Origin of the sequence: Puia sp., from assembly GCF_036500295.1 — a bacterium.
Taxonomy (GTDB): domain Bacteria; phylum Bacteroidota; class Bacteroidia; order Chitinophagales; family Chitinophagaceae; genus Puia.
This window is the reverse complement of record NZ_DASYCH010000002.1, coordinates 1-15,939: the sequence shown is the minus strand read 5'-3', so window position 1 is coordinate 15,939 and position 15,939 is coordinate 1. Positions and strand designations below refer to the sequence as shown.

Annotated in this window: 11 protein-coding genes; 8 read left to right on the top strand and 3 right to left on the bottom strand. The window is 52.2% G+C overall.

Translation table 11 applies throughout. The features are described 5' to 3' along the window. The first annotated feature begins 9 nt into the window (after positions 1-9). The 6 genes from nuoL to VGM48_RS00315 all read left to right on the top strand — a co-directional run bounded on the left by nuoL (position 10) and on the right by VGM48_RS00315 (position 8,876). Positions 10-1,932: an NADH-quinone oxidoreductase subunit L gene (gene nuoL / locus VGM48_RS00340; protein ID WP_331575433.1), complete on the top strand. Its 1,923-nt coding sequence runs from the start codon at positions 10-12 to the stop codon at positions 1,930-1,932. Next, on the top strand, positions 1,929-3,368 hold the full coding sequence (locus VGM48_RS00335; RefSeq protein ID WP_331575431.1) for an NADH-quinone oxidoreductase subunit M: 1,440 nt from the start codon (positions 1,929-1,931) through the stop codon (positions 3,366-3,368). Before nuoL ends, VGM48_RS00335 begins: the two co-directional genes overlap by 4 nt. Before the next feature lie 10 nt (positions 3,369-3,378). Then, positions 3,379-4,791 (top strand): NADH-quinone oxidoreductase subunit N, encoded by a 1,413-nt coding sequence (locus VGM48_RS00330; protein WP_331575429.1) that lies wholly within the window; start codon positions 3,379-3,381, stop codon positions 4,789-4,791. 11 nt (positions 4,792-4,802) lie between these two features. Then, on the top strand, positions 4,803-5,270 hold the full coding sequence (locus VGM48_RS00325; RefSeq protein WP_331575427.1) for a hypothetical protein: 468 nt from the start codon (positions 4,803-4,805) through the stop codon (positions 5,268-5,270). A gap of 37 nt (positions 5,271-5,307) precedes the next feature. Next, entirely contained in the window at positions 5,308-6,408 is a 1,101-nt protein-coding gene (locus tag VGM48_RS00320; protein ID WP_331575425.1) for a hypothetical protein, read from the top strand. 68 nt (positions 6,409-6,476) lie between these two features. Next, on the top strand, positions 6,477-8,876 hold the full coding sequence (locus tag VGM48_RS00315; RefSeq protein ID WP_331575423.1) for an ABC transporter permease: 2,400 nt from the start codon (positions 6,477-6,479) through the stop codon (positions 8,874-8,876). Between the two features lie 22 nt (positions 8,877-8,898). Here the strand turns inward: VGM48_RS00315 and VGM48_RS00310 are convergent, their stop codons facing one another. From VGM48_RS00310 to VGM48_RS00300, 3 genes are all read right to left on the bottom strand, one after another. Then, a complete protein-coding gene (locus VGM48_RS00310) occupies positions 8,899-10,083 on the bottom strand; it encodes an OmpA family protein (protein ID WP_331575421.1) in 1,185 nt (394 codons plus the stop codon). A gap of 132 nt (positions 10,084-10,215) precedes the next feature. Further along, positions 10,216-10,908, bottom strand: coding sequence for a LytTR family DNA-binding domain-containing protein (locus tag VGM48_RS00305; RefSeq protein ID WP_331575419.1), 693 nt, complete (start codon positions 10,906-10,908; stop codon positions 10,216-10,218). Further along, complete coding sequence (locus VGM48_RS00300; RefSeq protein ID WP_331575417.1) at positions 10,905-11,975, bottom strand: sensor histidine kinase; 1,071 nt, start codon at positions 11,973-11,975, stop codon at positions 10,905-10,907. Before VGM48_RS00300 ends, VGM48_RS00305 begins: the two co-directional genes overlap by 4 nt. 338 nt (positions 11,976-12,313) lie before the next feature. On the opposite strand from VGM48_RS00300, the gene VGM48_RS00295 reads away from it, so the two are divergent. Both VGM48_RS00295 and VGM48_RS00290 read left to right on the top strand, forming a co-directional pair. After that, the gene (locus VGM48_RS00295) at positions 12,314-13,237 is read left to right on the top strand and encodes a GLPGLI family protein (protein ID WP_331575415.1); all 924 of its coding nucleotides are present in this window, start codon (positions 12,314-12,316) and stop codon (positions 13,235-13,237) included. 20 nt (positions 13,238-13,257) lie between these two features. Beyond that, positions 13,258-15,912 carry a carboxypeptidase-like regulatory domain-containing protein gene (locus VGM48_RS00290; protein WP_331575413.1) on the top strand — a complete coding sequence of 885 codons (2,655 nt, stop codon included), beginning with the start codon at positions 13,258-13,260 and terminating at the stop codon, positions 15,910-15,912. Positions 15,913-15,939: the final 27 nt, after the last annotated feature.

Here is a 15,939-nt window from a genome sequence, read left to right as displayed (position 1 = left end):
CAAGGTCATATGCCAAACACTGCTTATATCATCCTGATCCCTTTGCTGCCGTTCATCGGATTTGTCATCCTCGGGCTGTTCGGCAGGAAATATATCCGGTCATTCGCCGGGGCCATCGCCACGGGACTCCTGCTCGTCTCCACGGCACTGTCGCTGTGGGTAGCCTATTGGTATTTTTTTGTGGGTGGGATGGTGAACGGCGCTTACCGGCCGGTTACGGCTCTGAAACTGGAGTGGTTGTCCTTTTCCCATGACCTGTCTATCGACATGAGCATTATCCTCGATCCGATCTCGGTGATGATGATCGTCGTGGTCAGCCTCGTCTCGCTCATGGTCCATCTGTTTTCTCTTTCCTATATGAAGGGCGAGGAGCGCTTTGCGACCTACTACGCCTTTCTCGGCCTCTTCACCTTCTCGATGCTCGGATTGGTGGTGTCCGGGAATATCTTCGAGATCTATATCTTTTGGGAGCTAGTGGGCTGCTCCAGCTATTTGCTCATCGGCTATTACTACGATCGGCCGACTGCCGTGGCCGCGGCAAAAAAGGCCTTTATCGTTACCCGATTCGCCGATCTGGGATTCCTGGTCGGCATCCTGATCCTCTCCTTTCAGGCCCATACGCTCGATTTTAATATCCTCATCAGCCGGCTTCTGAGCGCCGTGATGAATCCTTCCGACGCCGGGTTGGCATCGTTTTGGGGCGTCTCCCTGATATCCTGGGGGCTGATCCTGGTATTCATCGGCGGTGCAGGCAAATCGGCTCTGTTCCCGCTGCATATCTGGTTGCCCGACGCGATGGAGGGGCCTACCCCGGTATCCGCCCTCATCCATGCCGCGACGATGGTCGTAGCCGGTGTATACCTCGTGGCTCGTCTGTATCTCCTTTACGCGCTTATCGATCCGGCGGTAACACAGATCATTCTCTACGCCGGGGCCATCTCCGCCCTGCTGGCAGCGATCATCGCCTGTACCCAAACGGATATCAAGCGGGTATTGGCCTATTCGACCATGTCGCAGATCGGTTACATGATGTTTGCCCTGGGGACCTACCATCCCGGCGAAGATCCCGCACTGGGCTACACGGCCTCTCTTTTCCATCTTTTCACCCATGCCTTCTTCAAAGCCCTGCTCTTCCTCTGCGCCGGCGTGATCATCCATAACATCCACAGCAACGAGATGAAGGATATGGGCGGCCTGCGAAAATCGCTTCCGCTTACCCACGCCTGTTTCCTCATCGCCTGTCTGGCAATCGCCGGCATCCCGCCTTTCGCCGGCTTTTTCAGTAAGGAAGAGATCCTGCTTGCCGCCTGGAATTCCAATAAGCTGGTCTATGGCATCGGGTTATTCACCTCCGGGCTAACGGCCTTCTATATGTTCCGGCTTTATTTTTCCGTGTTCTGGCATAAACCCGCGACCGGACATCGGCACAGACAACCTCTGGTCGAATCCCTTCCGCTGGTGATCCTCGCGTTGGGCGCCGTCTTTGCGGGCTTCATTCCTTTTTCCCGGTTCGTCACGGCCTCCGGTTTCCCGGACAAGCCTTCGGGCATCGGCACGAATGCCATCGCGCCCGTCCTGATCGCCGCTGTTGGTATCGGCATCGCTGCCTGGCTCTATGCCAAAGCAAGCGACCGGCCGGCAAAAGCTGCAGCATCCCTTCGTGGGCTCTACACCTTTGCTTATCATAAATTCTATATCGACGAACTTTATCTCTTCATCACGAAGAAGATCATATTTAATTGCATCGGCCGGCCTGCCGCGTGGATCGACCGGAATATCGTCGACGGATTTATTAATGGCGTCGCGATCACCACCGGCCGCATCTCGACTGCCATCAAAGGCGTACAATCAGGGAGGGTTCAGGACTATGCCTGGTTCTTCTTTATCGGAATAGCTGGATTAGCCGTTTTATTCATTTATATCGTCACATGAATCTGTCCATACTTGTCATAGTACCATTACTGACCGTTCTCGCCCTGCTTTTCAGCCGGGGGCAGAACGCCATCCGCTGGTTATCCTTCGCAGGGGTCACGGTGCAATTGGTTCTTTCCTTTGTTTTGCTTGCCGTATTTTGGAAGGAACGCGCCGCGGGAAATCCCGTTTCGATGCTTTTCGAATACCGGCACGCGTGGTTTTCGGCCCTTAACATCGACTACCATGTGGGTGTTGACGGCATTTCGGTCGCCATGATCCTGCTCACGGCCGTGATCATGGTGGGCGCCGTGCTCGTCTCCTGGAAAATAGGGCCCCATTCCAGGGTATTCTTCATCCTGCTGCTCTTGCTAAGCGCGGGCGCCTATGGCTTCTTCATCTCTCTCGACCTTTTTACCCTCTTTTTCTTTCTCGAGATCTCGGTTATTCCAAAATTCCTGCTTATCGGCATCTGGGGGTCGGGTAAAAAAGAATACGCCGCGCTAAAGCTCGCGTTAATGTTGATGGCCGGCTCGGCGCTGGTATTCATAGGCATCCTGGGGATTTATTATAACAGCTATGGGCCGCCCAGCCTCTACTGGCCCGATATTCATCCGGCCGTAAGCGTCCAACGCATTTTCTTCCCCTTTCTTTTTGTCGGCTTTGGCATCTTTACCGCGCTGTTTCCCTTTCATACCTGGGTCCCCGACGGTCACTCCTCCGCACCTACCGCGGCGTCGATGTTCCTGGCGGGTATCTCCATGAAACTCGGCGGCTATGGCTGTCTGCGGGTGGCGATCTATATGATGCCCGCCGCCGCCGCTGAATACTCGCCCTATATCATCGGACTCGCCACCATCGCCATCGTGTACGGCGCCTTTGCGACGATGATGCAGAAGGACCTGAAATATATCAACGCCTATTCCTCCGTCAGTCATTGCGGTTTTATCCTTTTAGCCATCGGCATGGGAACACGCACGGCCATCGTCGGCGCCGTGATGCAGATGATCTCCCATGGGCTGATGACGGCCCTTTTCTTCGCGGCGATTGGGATGATCTACGACCGGACCCACACCCGCCTCGTCGAAAAGCTCGGCGGGCTGCTCAAAATAATGCCGTTTACCGCCACCATCTTTGTCATCGCGGGCCTGTGTTCACTTGGCCTGCCTGGCCTCAGCGGCTTTGTTGCGGAGATGACCATCTTCATGGGCTCCTGGCAGCGACCCGAAACCGCCAGCCGCCTCGCGACCATCCTTGCCTGCGCATCGATCGTCATTACGGCGGTGTATATCCTGAGGGCGACGGGTCAGACCATTATGGGACCTATAAAAGACCCCCAATATAACAGCCTCACCGACGCTTCCTGGAACGAAAAACTGGCGGGTGTCCTGCTGATTGCCGGGATCGTCGTCATCGGCGTGGCGCCTTTTTGGCTGAACCAATTGATCAATAAATGAACAAGCGTTTATGTGGAATGGAATTATCGTTTCTTTAAGACAGGAGTTGATGGTGACAGGCATCCTCTTCCTGTTGCTTTTTATAAAGGTGGCGTCCACGGAATCCCGGCCCGGTCCGATCCTTACCCTCATCAATGTTTTGCTGACGGTAAATCTTGTCCTCGGATTCTTTCCGGCCACCGGCGCAACCTTGTTCAACGGGATGTTCCATACCGATGGGCTGATCGTGCTGGAAAAGAATATCCTCAACCTGGGCACGCTGATCGTCTCGCTGCTGGCGTATGACTGGCTGAAGACCCATCGGCAGATGCTGGAATTTTATATGTTGCTGCTGGCGACCCTGACCGGCTTCTTCTTTATGATCTCCGCGGGCAATCTGCTGATGTTCTATCTCGGGCTGGAGTTATCGACCATCCCGCTGACTGCCCTCTCGGGCTTCGATCTGGAAAAACGGCAATCCTCGGAGGCCGCGATGAAATTCATTATCTCCTCCGCCTTTTCCTCGGCTCTCCTGCTCTTCGGCATCTCCCTGTTATATGGCGCCACGGGAACGCTTGGATTTATCGAGATCGTCCATCACCTTGACGGCAGCGCCTTCCAGCTCTTTGCTTTTATCCTCCTCTTCTCCGGCTTTGCTTTCAAAGTTTCAGCGGTTCCGTTCCATCTTTGGACGGCGGATGTCTATGAGGGCTCGCCCGTCCCCGTTACCGCTTATCTTTCAGTGATCTCCAAGGGCGCCGTCTTCTTTATTTTCGTCCAGACCCTGTATACCGTATTTAAGCCTATGGCCGGAGACTGGCGGCGCATATTGGTCCTCATCTCGGTGCTGACCATGCTCACCGGCAACCTCTTCGCCATTCGCCAAAACAACCTGAAGCGGCTGCTGGCCTTTTCTTCCATCGTTCAGTCGGGTTTCATCCTTGCCGGGATGTCGGGCAGTTCGCGCACCGGGGATGCATCAGTGGTTTATTTTATACTCATCTATATCTTTTCGAATCTTGGCGCCTTCGGGGTCGTCGCCCTTATCAGCGCGCAGACAGGCCGGGAGACCATCGACGACTATAAGGGACTCTACACTCATAACCCCCTGCTTTCCTGGGTCATGGCCATTTCCCTTTTCTCCCTCGCGGGTATCCCGCCCACCGCGGGCTTCTTTGGCAAATTCTTTTTGCTGATGGCCGCCGCGGGAAGAGGAAATTATGTCTTTATAAGCATCGCGGCTTTGAATATGGTCATCTCGCTGTATTACTACCTGCGGGTGATAAAGGCTATCTTTATGGATAAGCAGCCGGAACCGATCGGCAAGCTGAAAGTTCCGCTTCTCCCTAATATCGCATTTGCGATTTGTCTGGCCGGCATCCTGGTGACGGGGCTGGCGGGCTGGGTCTATGATTATATTTATTCACTGAGTATCGGGGTATAAACCAGGCAATAATGGCGATCAATCAAAACCATCTGTTTGAAGAGCTGGACGGCGTTAAATGCGCCATTGTCGAAAAGAATGTCCCGCCCGCCCGTGTCGGGTTCCTGCGACGGGTCCTTGAGTACAATCGCTTCACCGTGGTCGTCGTAGCCAGCCCGCCGCCAAAAGTCGCCCCTGCCGCTGCCGCCAAACCCGCCGCCGCTACCCCTACCGCCGCCCCTGTTGCCGCGCCTGCCGCCGCATCTGCTGCGTCGCCCTCTGCGGTGCCGGAGGCTCCACCACAACCCGTGCCCCCGCCACCCCCGCCACCTCCTGCACCAGAAACCTTCACTGTCGGCGTCACAGATGTCGCGTTCAACGCCATCAATGCCATCTTCGGCCGGCTGTTGAAAACCTCCGACGGCCACATCGTCACGCTGGCCTACTGGCAGCAGAAGGATACCGAGTCCCGCGACGACACGCCGTATTTTGAGGCGTAATAACTTTCGTATATTCATAACGATCTTATCTTTCCATATGCGTCACCTCATAAAAAACGTCTTAACGTCGGTCATCGCCCTGATCATCGGCGTTTCTGCGGTTGCCCAGGCGCAGCAGCGATACCTGTATGTCGCCACCCCGGGCATCCGTGACTACCTGGGATACGGCGGTCAAGGCATCCTGGTCTTCGACATCAACAACAACCACCGGTTTGTAAAGCGGATCCGCACCCGCGGACTTCACCCGAACGGGAAACCCTCGAACGTAAAAGGGCTCGCCGTAAGCATTCCCCTGAATAGTATCTATGTCAGTACACTTGAATCATTGCAGCGCATCGACCTCCGCACGGATTCCATTTTATGGGAACGGCAAATCGACGGTGGCTGTGACCGCATGGCCATCTCACCCGACGGCCTTACCATGTACCTGCCTTCCCTCGAGAACACTTTCTGGAACGTGGTAGACTGTAAAACCGGTGACATCATCAAAAAGATCCCGGTATATAAGCGGGCGCATAATACGATCTACGGCCGGGCAGGGGATGTCGTATACCTCGATGATATCGGCAGCCCCTGGCTTTTTGTGGCCGATGCTCATAAGCACGAGCTGGCCCGAAAGGTGGGTCCGTTTGCCAATTTTATCCGGCCGTTTACCGTCAACGGCAAAGAGGACCGGGTCTATGTGACCGTGGACAGCCTGTTGGGGTTTGAGGTCGGAGATCTCAGATCCGGGAGAAAGATCGCCCATGTGGTAGTGGAAGGGTGGGAGCCCGGTCCCGTGAGAAGGCATGGCAATCCCAGCCATGGCATCGGCCTTACGCCGGATGAGAAGGAGCTATGGCTTTGTGACGGGCATAACATGCGGCTTCATGTATTCAGCGCAAAACCGCCTTATCAGCAATTGACAACCATTCCGCTACAGGATATGCCCGGGTGGGTCACCTTCAGTATCGACGGAAAATATGCTTATCCCTCCAGTGGGGAAGTGATAGACGTAAAGACCCGTAAGGTCCTCCTGACCCTGAAGGACGAATTTAATAACAGTGTGGCCAGCGAGAAAATGGTGGAAATACAATTTGACGGGAAAAAGCCGGTGCGTGCAGGGAATCAGTTTGGCATCGGCGGGATCACGAATTAATTGTAACCTTTTGCGGAAATGCAGGTATTCAGAAAAGAACCACTATTCAGAAAAGAACCACCTTTTCTATGCTCAAAAACTACTTCAAAACCGCCTGGCGCAGTCTCTTCAAGAACAGGCTTTCCGCTCTTATCAATATTGGCGGCCTTTCCATAGGCATGGCCGTAGCCATGTTGATTGCCTGTTGGATCTACAATGAATGGTCCTTTGACCGGCAGTTTGACAACTATGCCCGGGTTGCCGAGGTGTGGGAATTGTACCCCGGCAAACATGGCGCTCAACCACAGTTGCCCGCTCCCGTTGCCGATGAGCTAAGGGCAAAGTTCGGGAGCAACTTTAAGCGGGTGGTTCTTTCCTCCCAGACACGGGAGCACGTTTTCGCGTTCGGAGAAAAGAAGCTGATAAAGAGAGGGAACTTCATGGAACCCGATGGCCTGGAGATGTTGACGCTGCCGATGTTGCAAGGAAGCTGGTCCGGGTTGAAAGACCCTCACTCGATCGTGTTGTCGGCCTCCCTGGCCCGGGCGCTGTTTGCCGGCGCTGATCCTGTCGGCAGGATACTAAGCATGGATGATACCGTGTCGGTTAAAGTGACCGGTGTTTATAATGACTTCGCGTATAATAGCACGTTCAGGGATGTTAGTTTTCTGGCGCCCTGGGACCTCTATGCTGCGATAGACCCCGAGACCAGGAGCAACCGGCGTAGCTGGGGTGACAACAACTGGCTCACCTATGTGCAGCTCGCGGATAATACGGATATCGAAAAGATTTCCGCAAAAATAAAAGACATCAAAAGGAACAGCGACCCCTGGATCGACTCCACAGGTAAGAACCAAAATATGTTCGAGTTGTTTTTGCACCCGATGAGCCGATGGCATTTATACTCCGACTTCAGCAATGGCTACGATGCCGGCGGAAGGATCAGGTATGTACGGCTTTTCGGGCTGATCGGCATCCTCGTGCTTTTACTGGCCTGCATCAATTTCATGAACCTGAGTACGGCCCGTTCGGAGAAAAGGGCCAAAGAGGTCGGGATCCGCAAAGTGGTCGGCTCGCTGCGCAGTCAACTGATCGGGCAATTCTTCAGTGAATCGTTGCTGGTGACCTTCCTCGCGCTGGGAATCGCGATGGGCCTTGCGCAATTATCGATGCGATTTTTCAATGAATTGGCAGACACGAAAATGTCTATTCCCTGGCTAAACCCCGTTTGGTGGATCACCTGCGTCGTTTTCAGTACCATCACCGGCATCATTGCGGGGAGCTACCCTGCGCTGTATCTCTCCTCCTTCCAACCCATCAAGGTATTAAAAGGGGTGTTCCGGGTGGGCCGCCTGGCCTCTCTCCCGCGTAAAATATTGGTGGTGGTGCAGTTTACGGTTTCCATTGCCATGATCATCGGTACGGTCATTGTTTTCCGGCAGGTGCAATATGCCCGGAGCAGACCGGTGGGGTATGATCAGGGCGGGTTGGTCATGATGCAGATGCACACGAAGGATGTCCATGATCATTTTTTAGCCTTCCGCAGCGATCTGCTACGCACGGGTGCGATCGAAGAAGTGGCCGAATCCGTAGCCCCTGTGACGGAATCCTGGCCATTCAACGGGGGCCTTACCTGGAGCGACCATCACCCGGCACCCACGGGAGACCCCGATTTTTCCATGAAGGGAGTAACAGAAGGTTATGCGAAAACGGTCGGGTTGCAGGTTACGCAAGGAAGGGATTTTCGGACCGGGCCCTCCGGTGCAGATGCCATGACGATGATCCTGAATGAAACGGCCCTCAAGGCGATGGGCTGGAAGGACCCCATCGGCAAGACGGTGACCTGGATGAACATGAATTTTACCGTGATCGGTGTGGTAAAGGACGTGGTTATGGAATCACCTTATGAGTCGCCCATTCCGGCATTATATTATCTGGCGCCCTATCAAATGTCGAATGTAACGGTGAAGATCGATCCCCGGTTTAGCGCCCGGGAAGCCCTGAGCCTGATCGCACCCATATTCTCAAGATATAACCCGGCCGAGCCATTTGATTATAAGTTTGTTGACCAGCAGTATGACGCCAAGTTCCGCGACGAGTTGCGCATCGGACAATTGGCCGGATTCTTCACCTTCCTGGCCATCCTCATCTCCTGTCTCGGGCTGTTCGGTCTGGCTTCCTTTGTTGCGGAGCAGCGCATCCGCGAGATCGGCGTTCGGAAAGTGTTGGGCGCATCCGTCTTCAGTCTCTGGAGATTGCTCTCGAAGGATTTTATCCTTTTAACCGGACTTTCTATCCTGATCGCAATTCCCATCGCCTCGTGGCTGCTCGATCGATGGTTGCAACAATATGCCTACCGGACGACCATCTCCTGGTGGATATTTGTCGCGGCAGGCAGTGCCGCCCTGGCCATCACTCTATTGACGGTTAGTTTACAGGCCATCAGGGTCGCGAGGACCAACCCCGTAAAAAGCCTGCGGACGGAATGAGTTTGCTTAGGAGGGGCCATCCCTATTCGTGAAAAATATAGATCTCCACTCTTCGGTTTAGGTCTTTTGTTGGGTACACCCTGGATATGCCCCTGCCTTCCGCGTCTATCAAAGCAGGTGGGATATCGAACTTCGAAGCGAGCAGCCGGGCGACCTCATTTGCTCTTTTTTTAGAAAGGTCCAGATTGTAGGCTTCCGAGCCGATATCGTCGGTAAATCCAACCACCTGGATCCTCTTTATGCCGGGCTTGGTGAGGAGGCTTTTATAACGCTGTAAGGTGTCCGGGTTTTGTACCAGGTATTTGTCGAAATCAAACTGAATATTATGGATAACAATGGTATCCGTCAACGGCGGGCGTCGAATGCTATCCGCTGAACGTTGGGGGTGTTGTTCCGGCGGCGTGACTTTCTTCTCTTCGGTATTGGGTATGGAATCCCCGGGATCGGGGTCCAGATCCTCGGAATGCCTATCGGAATGTCGTCTGCGGATGGAATATAGAGAGTCTTTTATTTTCTCATAACCCGCGCAGATCGGCTTCTTCATCGGGACGACAGCAAGATCGTCTATCAGGATATCGATGGAGGGGTTGGTATTGTTCCGTTGGTCCATGATGTCGATGTTAGCGGTTCTCACGAAGTTGCCGACGATCAGGATCGTGGAATTAACGGTAGGGACATATTCTTTTTTGATCTCGAACCAGCCGTTCTTCAGATCCCGGACCGACGCACCGGTGAAACTGAGGTACCTTGCGGGTTGCAAAATGGAGTCGCCCTGCACAAACACAAATCGGGTGGTAAACCATATCCCGATATCCCGCAGATTGGGGCAAACGGTAGCAAGCTCGGTATCGTTGCGTGGGCTGGCGATCTTCAGGCTGACAGTATATCGTTCTCCGGCTTCAAGGGGGCAAAGGAGCAGGGTTTCCCAATATTGGCGGTCGACTGACTGGCGGCTGGCGGCGACCAGTTGCAGGTGGCGGCTACCCGTGGCAGAGGGAAACCGCGGAAAGTAACCGGTTGTCAACTTTCTGCTTAAATAGAACCACGCGGAGGGACTGCAGGGCTGACCAAACTCAGCGCAGGTGTTGATATCTTCAAAGGAAGGATTCGCCACCAGGTTCTGGCCTTGGAGCCGTTGGCCCAGCAGGAACAGGAAGAGGGTCGGCCAGGCTGCATATTGAAAAAAGGATTTGCCTATCAGGGTCATAGAAATAAGAATGCTGAAGATAGCAATTAGATCGGTGCGGTCAAATTCCTATCGGGCATCTGGTTAATCCGGGGTATATGAATCAACAGGAAAAATTTATAATATATTGAAAATCAATTGCATGCGACCGTATCACATGATCCCGAGGCGGTTGCGGAGCGAATCGCGGTAGGTGCTGCCAATGGGGATCTTTTCACCATTGATGGTAAGTTGATGAACTTCGATCATGCTGACATGCCTGATCCCAACCACGTACGATTTATGCACCCGGATAAAATCCGCTGGCGGTACAAGGTCAAAAATGTCCCCCATATTTTCGCGGATCAGCAGATTTCCATCTTTACGGTGAACGGTTATGTAATTGCCGTTCTTTTCCAGGTATAGTATCTCGCTCACTTTAACCCGGTAGGTCTGCGGTCCGCTTTTGATGAATACAGCGGCGGCGTCATCGGGACCCGGGGCATTTTTTGACGAAAATGCCGCCGCGGCTTTGTTGACGGCCATAAGGAAACGCTCAAATGTTACCGGCTTCAGCAGGTAATCCAGCGCGTTCAGCTCATAACTTTCCACGGCGTATTTGCTGTAGGCGGTAGTGAAAATGATCAGGGGTCGCGGCGACAAGGTTTGCAGCAGCTGCATTCCGCTGATATCCGGCATATTGATGTCGAGGAAGATCAGGTCCACGTTTTCGCGGTTCAGAAACTCGATCGCCTTGAGTGGTTCCCGAAAGCTAGCCTTCAGGCTGACTGAACTGATCTTCTGGCAATACCGTTCTATCACCTCCAGGGCCTTCGGTTCGTCGTCAATGGCGATGCAGGTCATCATGAGAGATCGATTTCCAGGTTAACCATAAATTTCTCCTCTTCATTATTGATCTTCAGCCGGTGTTTACCCGGGTAAACAAGTTCCAGCCTTCGTCTTACATTCTCCAGCCCGATACCGCTTATTTCCATTTCCATTTTCCGGATCTTGCTATAATCCGTATTGACGCAGTCAAAGATCAGTTTTTCGCCGGAAACGGCCATGGCGATCCGGATGGCCGCTCTTTGCCCGATGGCGACGCCATGCTTAAAGGCATTTTCCACGAAGGGGATAAACAGCATTGGAGCGATTCGGATATCGGTAGTCTGCGGGGGGTGATCAAACGTTATTTTTACTTCCTCATCGGCATAGCGCAGTTTGTTGAGGGTGATGCATTCTTCCAGGTAAGTGATTTCCTTGCAGAGCGGAACACTTTCTTCATTGCTGTCATACAGCATATAGCGCATCATCCCTGAAAGTTTTGAGATGCCGTCGGCCAGTTCGTCGTTTCCTTTGCCTTGCGCCATCGAGAATAGGTTGTTGAGCGTATTGAACAGGAAATGCGGGTTGATCTGCGATTTAAGAAACTTGATCTCGGTGACCAGCTGATTGGCCTGTAGCCGGGTTTGGATGAGTTCGCTTTTTATCCAGGCGTTCAGAAAAAAATAGGCGATAGCAATACCCTCGATCACCAGGAAAGCAAACAAGATCACCGACTGTATTTGGCGCCAGCCATCGATCATGAAGCTGATGGCCTGAAAACGGGGATGGGGAAGAGGGTCACCAGGCCGCACCGGCCTGAATGCCTGCGACGACCTGAATGTGGTGTCCCCTTTTACAACCGAAATTTCCAGGGGCCGTAGCTTGGGCGCTGGATTCGCCCGGTCGAACAAGGGGCCAACGATAAGGTAATTCGCGCCAAATACCGTCGTAAGCCATGCGGAGCAGATGATCAGCCGGACCAGGATATTTTTATTACGGATAACTTTTCGGAATACCCAATATACATTACCATAAAAAAGTGCCGCCAGGAAAACCAGCATCACGTATACATAGACCGAGATGGGCTTGTCATCATAAGAATCTCTCATTGCCATACCTAGCTCAGCAGGACCGACCTTTGCCCAGATGCGAATATGCGAGCTGTCCAATGACGTGAGCACATAAAAAACGCCCGCCCAAAACACGAGGTGGACCAGTATTTCTATCCAAAGTCTTTTTTTAGCCGGGAGCATATCAACAAAGATAAACTATCACGCTTACCGTCAAAAACAAGGTGAGTAACAGGCCGGATCGGTAGCTAAATGAGACGTTTTTGAAATCCAGGATAACAAATTTCCCCTCTTCAGTCCTGCCAAACCCCGATTCATACCAAAGTTTTCGGGAAGCGGGGCCCCGGGAATAGGTTTGTTTAAAAATAGTAAGGATTATGAAAATGCAATTCCTATTTGTCGTCGGTTTACTGGCGGCATTTATCAGCGCAAAAGCGCAAAAGCCCGATACGGCGTGGCTGATGGTGCATTACAAATTTACCCATATAAGGGATACTACGAGCCGGGACCACCCTTACACAGAGAATATGGTATTATTCCTAGGTAAGAACGCAAGCGCTTATAGAAGTTACGACGGGTTTGTAGCAGGTCAACAGTTTAAAAAGGCCTATGCCGAGGCGGTGGCCAGCAGTCCGGACGGACAGCCGAGGATCAACCGGCATGGTGTTGGTTCGCCCACCCAATATTATCAATATCCGGGTGAACAGAAATTGTTCACAAAAGATGTCATCATGGTTAACGAATACCTGATCGAAGGCCCACTACCCGCCATAGACTGGAAGATCGGCAACGACACGGCCACCTTCGGCGGACTGCACTGCCAGAAAGCCACCGGCCATTTTAAAGGCCGGGATTACATAGTATGGTTTTGCCCCGATCTTCCGGTGCATAGCGGCCCCTGGAAATTGAACGGCTTGCCCGGCGTCATTGTCGATGCCCGCGACTCTAAAAACGAAGTAGTATTTGCTTTTGACGGGGTGGAAAAAACGGTTCCGTCGGCAAAGGATCAGTCGACCGCCGGTAACACCGATGAAAAGGATATCCCGCCAGTCTTGCGGGATTTGATCGATGACCCGAATTTGATCGTGCCGCCAGCCAGATTGGTCAAAACCACGCAAAAGGAATTCTACAAACTGCGGGAGACCATGAGGAAAGATCCCGCTGCATTTGCGCAAGCCATTAATGCGGCCAATGATCATGGCGACGGCCCTAAAATGGATCATGTCGTGGTTGGTCATAGGAGTGGTCCCCCACCTCCGGGTTCTGTCACCAATAACCCCATCGAACTGACCGAAAAATGACGAACAGGTACTTAAAGGGTTTGAGCCTGCTTGTTATCGCGGTATTGCTTTCCCTGACAGGCTTCGCGCAAGCTATCAGGGGTACGGTAAAGGATAGCACGGGCAAGGGCATCCCTTATGCCAGTGTCAACCTGAAAAATTCCCTTGTCAATCGGATTGTCGGCTATGCTGTTACAGACGTCGGCGGCGCTTATAAGTTACAGATCCCGGCCAACACGCCATTAAGCGGGCTGGTGATAGAAGTAACGAGTATCGGTTACAAAACGATGAGCCGGCCGGTAGCAGACGTACACCTTGCCTACGACTTCACCCTGGACGTTTCGGCAAACCAGTTGCAGTCGGTCGAGATCAAAAGCAGCCGGCCCGTGTTACGAACGCATGGCGATACGCTTGGCTACAACGTATCTGATTTTGCCAATGCACAGGATATGGTGATCGGGGATGTGCTTAAAAAATTGCCGGGAATAACCGTCGCTACTGATGGAACGATATTTTATAATAACAAGCAGATCTCTAACTTGTATATCAACGGGGATAACCTGCTGGATGACAAATACAACATCGCCACCACCACTATCCCGCACAGTGTTGTAGCGCAGGTGCAGGTGATACAGGGCGACCAGCCTGTTAAGGTGTTGCGAAATAAGGTGATGAGCGACGATGTAGCCCTCAACCTGACGATAAAAAAAGGTGCGAAAATGCAGATTATCGGCCAGGAGAGCGTAGCAGCGGGTTCGCCGGGAAATTATGACGTCGACCTGAACGCGATGCTATTTAAGGACAATTACAAGGCCATTAATTACCTGAAAGGAAACAATACAGGATACGACCTGCAGCAGGAACTGGTTGCTCATAATTTAACCAACTATGAACAGCTCATCGATAATTCTATGCCGGCCGCGCTGCTGTCCCTCGGTACGGTAAATACCCCGGGGCTATCGCGTAACAGGTATTTGTTCAATCAATCCGGGTTGCTCAACCTCAACAACCTGGTCAAGCTACCTAATGACATACAGCTCAGGGTCAACGCCTGGTATTTCCATGACAACCAGCGGCAGGATTTCAGCCAGCAGAGCTCCATTTATTTGCCCGGCGACACCATCCGGTATAATGAGACGCAACACAATCGTTTCCAGCCGGACAACCTGCATACGCAATTCACGCTGAACATCAACAAGGACAAGTATTATCTGAATGATGCCCTGGTACTGGATGATAACCGGTCTGCTTCTCATTCGTCGCTGAACACGGGCGTCGCCGTGGTAAATCAGGTATTTCATGACAACCAGTTGAGCTTCTCCAATGAATTTAATCGGATTATATCGTTAAAGTCGAATGATATTATACAGACCTATTCCTATATCAGTCATTCGGCCGAACCCGAAAACAGGGCCGTCGGCCCCAACTATCAGCCGGCAATTTTTAATGCGGGTAACGAATATGCTCAATTGATACAAACCGTAAATGTGCCCACCTGGTACACCACTAATTATGTATCACTCAAAATACCTTCTGGCCTCATCACGCAGAGTTACAAGACGGGGTTTAGTGTCCAATCGCAGGAATTGACGTCAAACCTTAATGTGGCGCAGGTTGATACCAAGCTAACCCCGGAATCGGACAGCTCGATGAATCATCTGAACTGGACCAGGACGAAAATATACGGGGAAGCGGACTATGACTTGCCCGGAAAGATCCTTCAGGCAAACCTTAGCTTGCCCGTGAGCCTGCAGCAGATCGATTACTCCGATAGACTGTATACACTGGACAAACAGTTGAAGCGACTCTATTTTAACCCGCAGTTCAGAGTAAAATATCAGATTGGCGCTGAGAATTATCTTTCTCTCTCCTACCTGTATCGCAATGAAACCGGCACGATCGAAGATCTTTACCAGGGGTATATTCTGAAAGACTACCGGACGATATTCGCCAACACCGCAGCCCTGATCGAAAAACGGAACCAGCATGCCGCTGCCGGATTTAGTTACCGTAAATCGCTTCTCCTGCTATTCGCCAGCCTGAATATCAGTTATGACCATCTCGCTGCAAATAAGATTGCTTCGGAGATCATTACCAATAATTTGCAGCAACAGGTCGTGCTGCCTTATTCCAATGCTACCGGCTCATGGACGGTCAGCAGCACGGTGAGTAAATACGTTTTTCCGTTGAAAACCACTTTTAGTGCCGGTTTGCAATGGCAAAGCTCCCGATCGGTGCAGCTGCAGAATGGGCAATTATTGCCGTTCAACACCATCACCGAAACCGGTTCACTCGGCGCCGACACCAAAATAGGGGAGCATCTGGTTTTTGCCTATAAAGCCACGCTCATCCAAACGGCCAGTCATTCGGCGGTAGATGCATCAGCCAATCATCTCGACCAGTTGCAACAGCAGGCCTCGTTGGAATACAACCCCCTGACCAATGTTCAATTTAAGTTGTCGGGCGAGCATTATTTTACCCGGCAGCAGGGCAACCCCGACCTGAAGTATTTTTTTGCCGATGCTTCGGTGCGGTTCAAGCCAAATAAATGGAAGACCAGGTTCGAACTCAGCGCTGTTAATTTCCTGAATGTTAAGGACTATAGGGCGTTCTATCTTTCGGCCAATACGTTTACGGCCAGCTCATATGCCCTGCCAGGGCGGATCGTTTTGCTGAAGGCGATGTTTAATCTCTGATCATCAAAGAAAAAGGGCTGCTCTTTG

Excerpts from the sequence above, each read along its gene's own strand:
- VGM48_RS00300 (WP_331575417.1), bottom strand. The coding sequence starts at position 11,975 with ATGAGAGATTCTTATGATGACAAGCCCATCTCGGTCTATGTATACGTG.
- VGM48_RS00305 (WP_331575419.1), bottom strand. The coding sequence starts at position 10,908 with ATGATGACCTGCATCGCCATTGACGACGAACCGAAGGCCCTGGAGGTG.
- VGM48_RS00330 (WP_331575429.1), top strand. The coding sequence starts at position 3,379 with ATGTGGAATGGAATTATCGTTTCTTTAAGACAGGAGTTGATGGTGACA.
- VGM48_RS00335 (WP_331575431.1), top strand. The coding sequence starts at position 1,929 with ATGAATCTGTCCATACTTGTCATAGTACCATTACTGACCGTTCTCGCC.
- VGM48_RS00310 (WP_331575421.1), bottom strand. The coding sequence starts at position 10,083 with ATGACCCTGATAGGCAAATCCTTTTTTCAATATGCAGCCTGGCCGACC.
- VGM48_RS00315 (WP_331575423.1), top strand. The coding sequence starts at position 6,477 with ATGCTCAAAAACTACTTCAAAACCGCCTGGCGCAGTCTCTTCAAGAAC.
- VGM48_RS00325 (WP_331575427.1), top strand. The coding sequence starts at position 4,803 with ATGGCGATCAATCAAAACCATCTGTTTGAAGAGCTGGACGGCGTTAAA.
- VGM48_RS00295 (WP_331575415.1), top strand. The coding sequence starts at position 12,314 with ATGAAAATGCAATTCCTATTTGTCGTCGGTTTACTGGCGGCATTTATC.
- VGM48_RS00320 (WP_331575425.1), top strand. The coding sequence starts at position 5,308 with ATGCGTCACCTCATAAAAAACGTCTTAACGTCGGTCATCGCCCTGATC.
- nuoL (WP_331575433.1), top strand. The coding sequence starts at position 10 with ATGCCAAACACTGCTTATATCATCCTGATCCCTTTGCTGCCGTTCATC.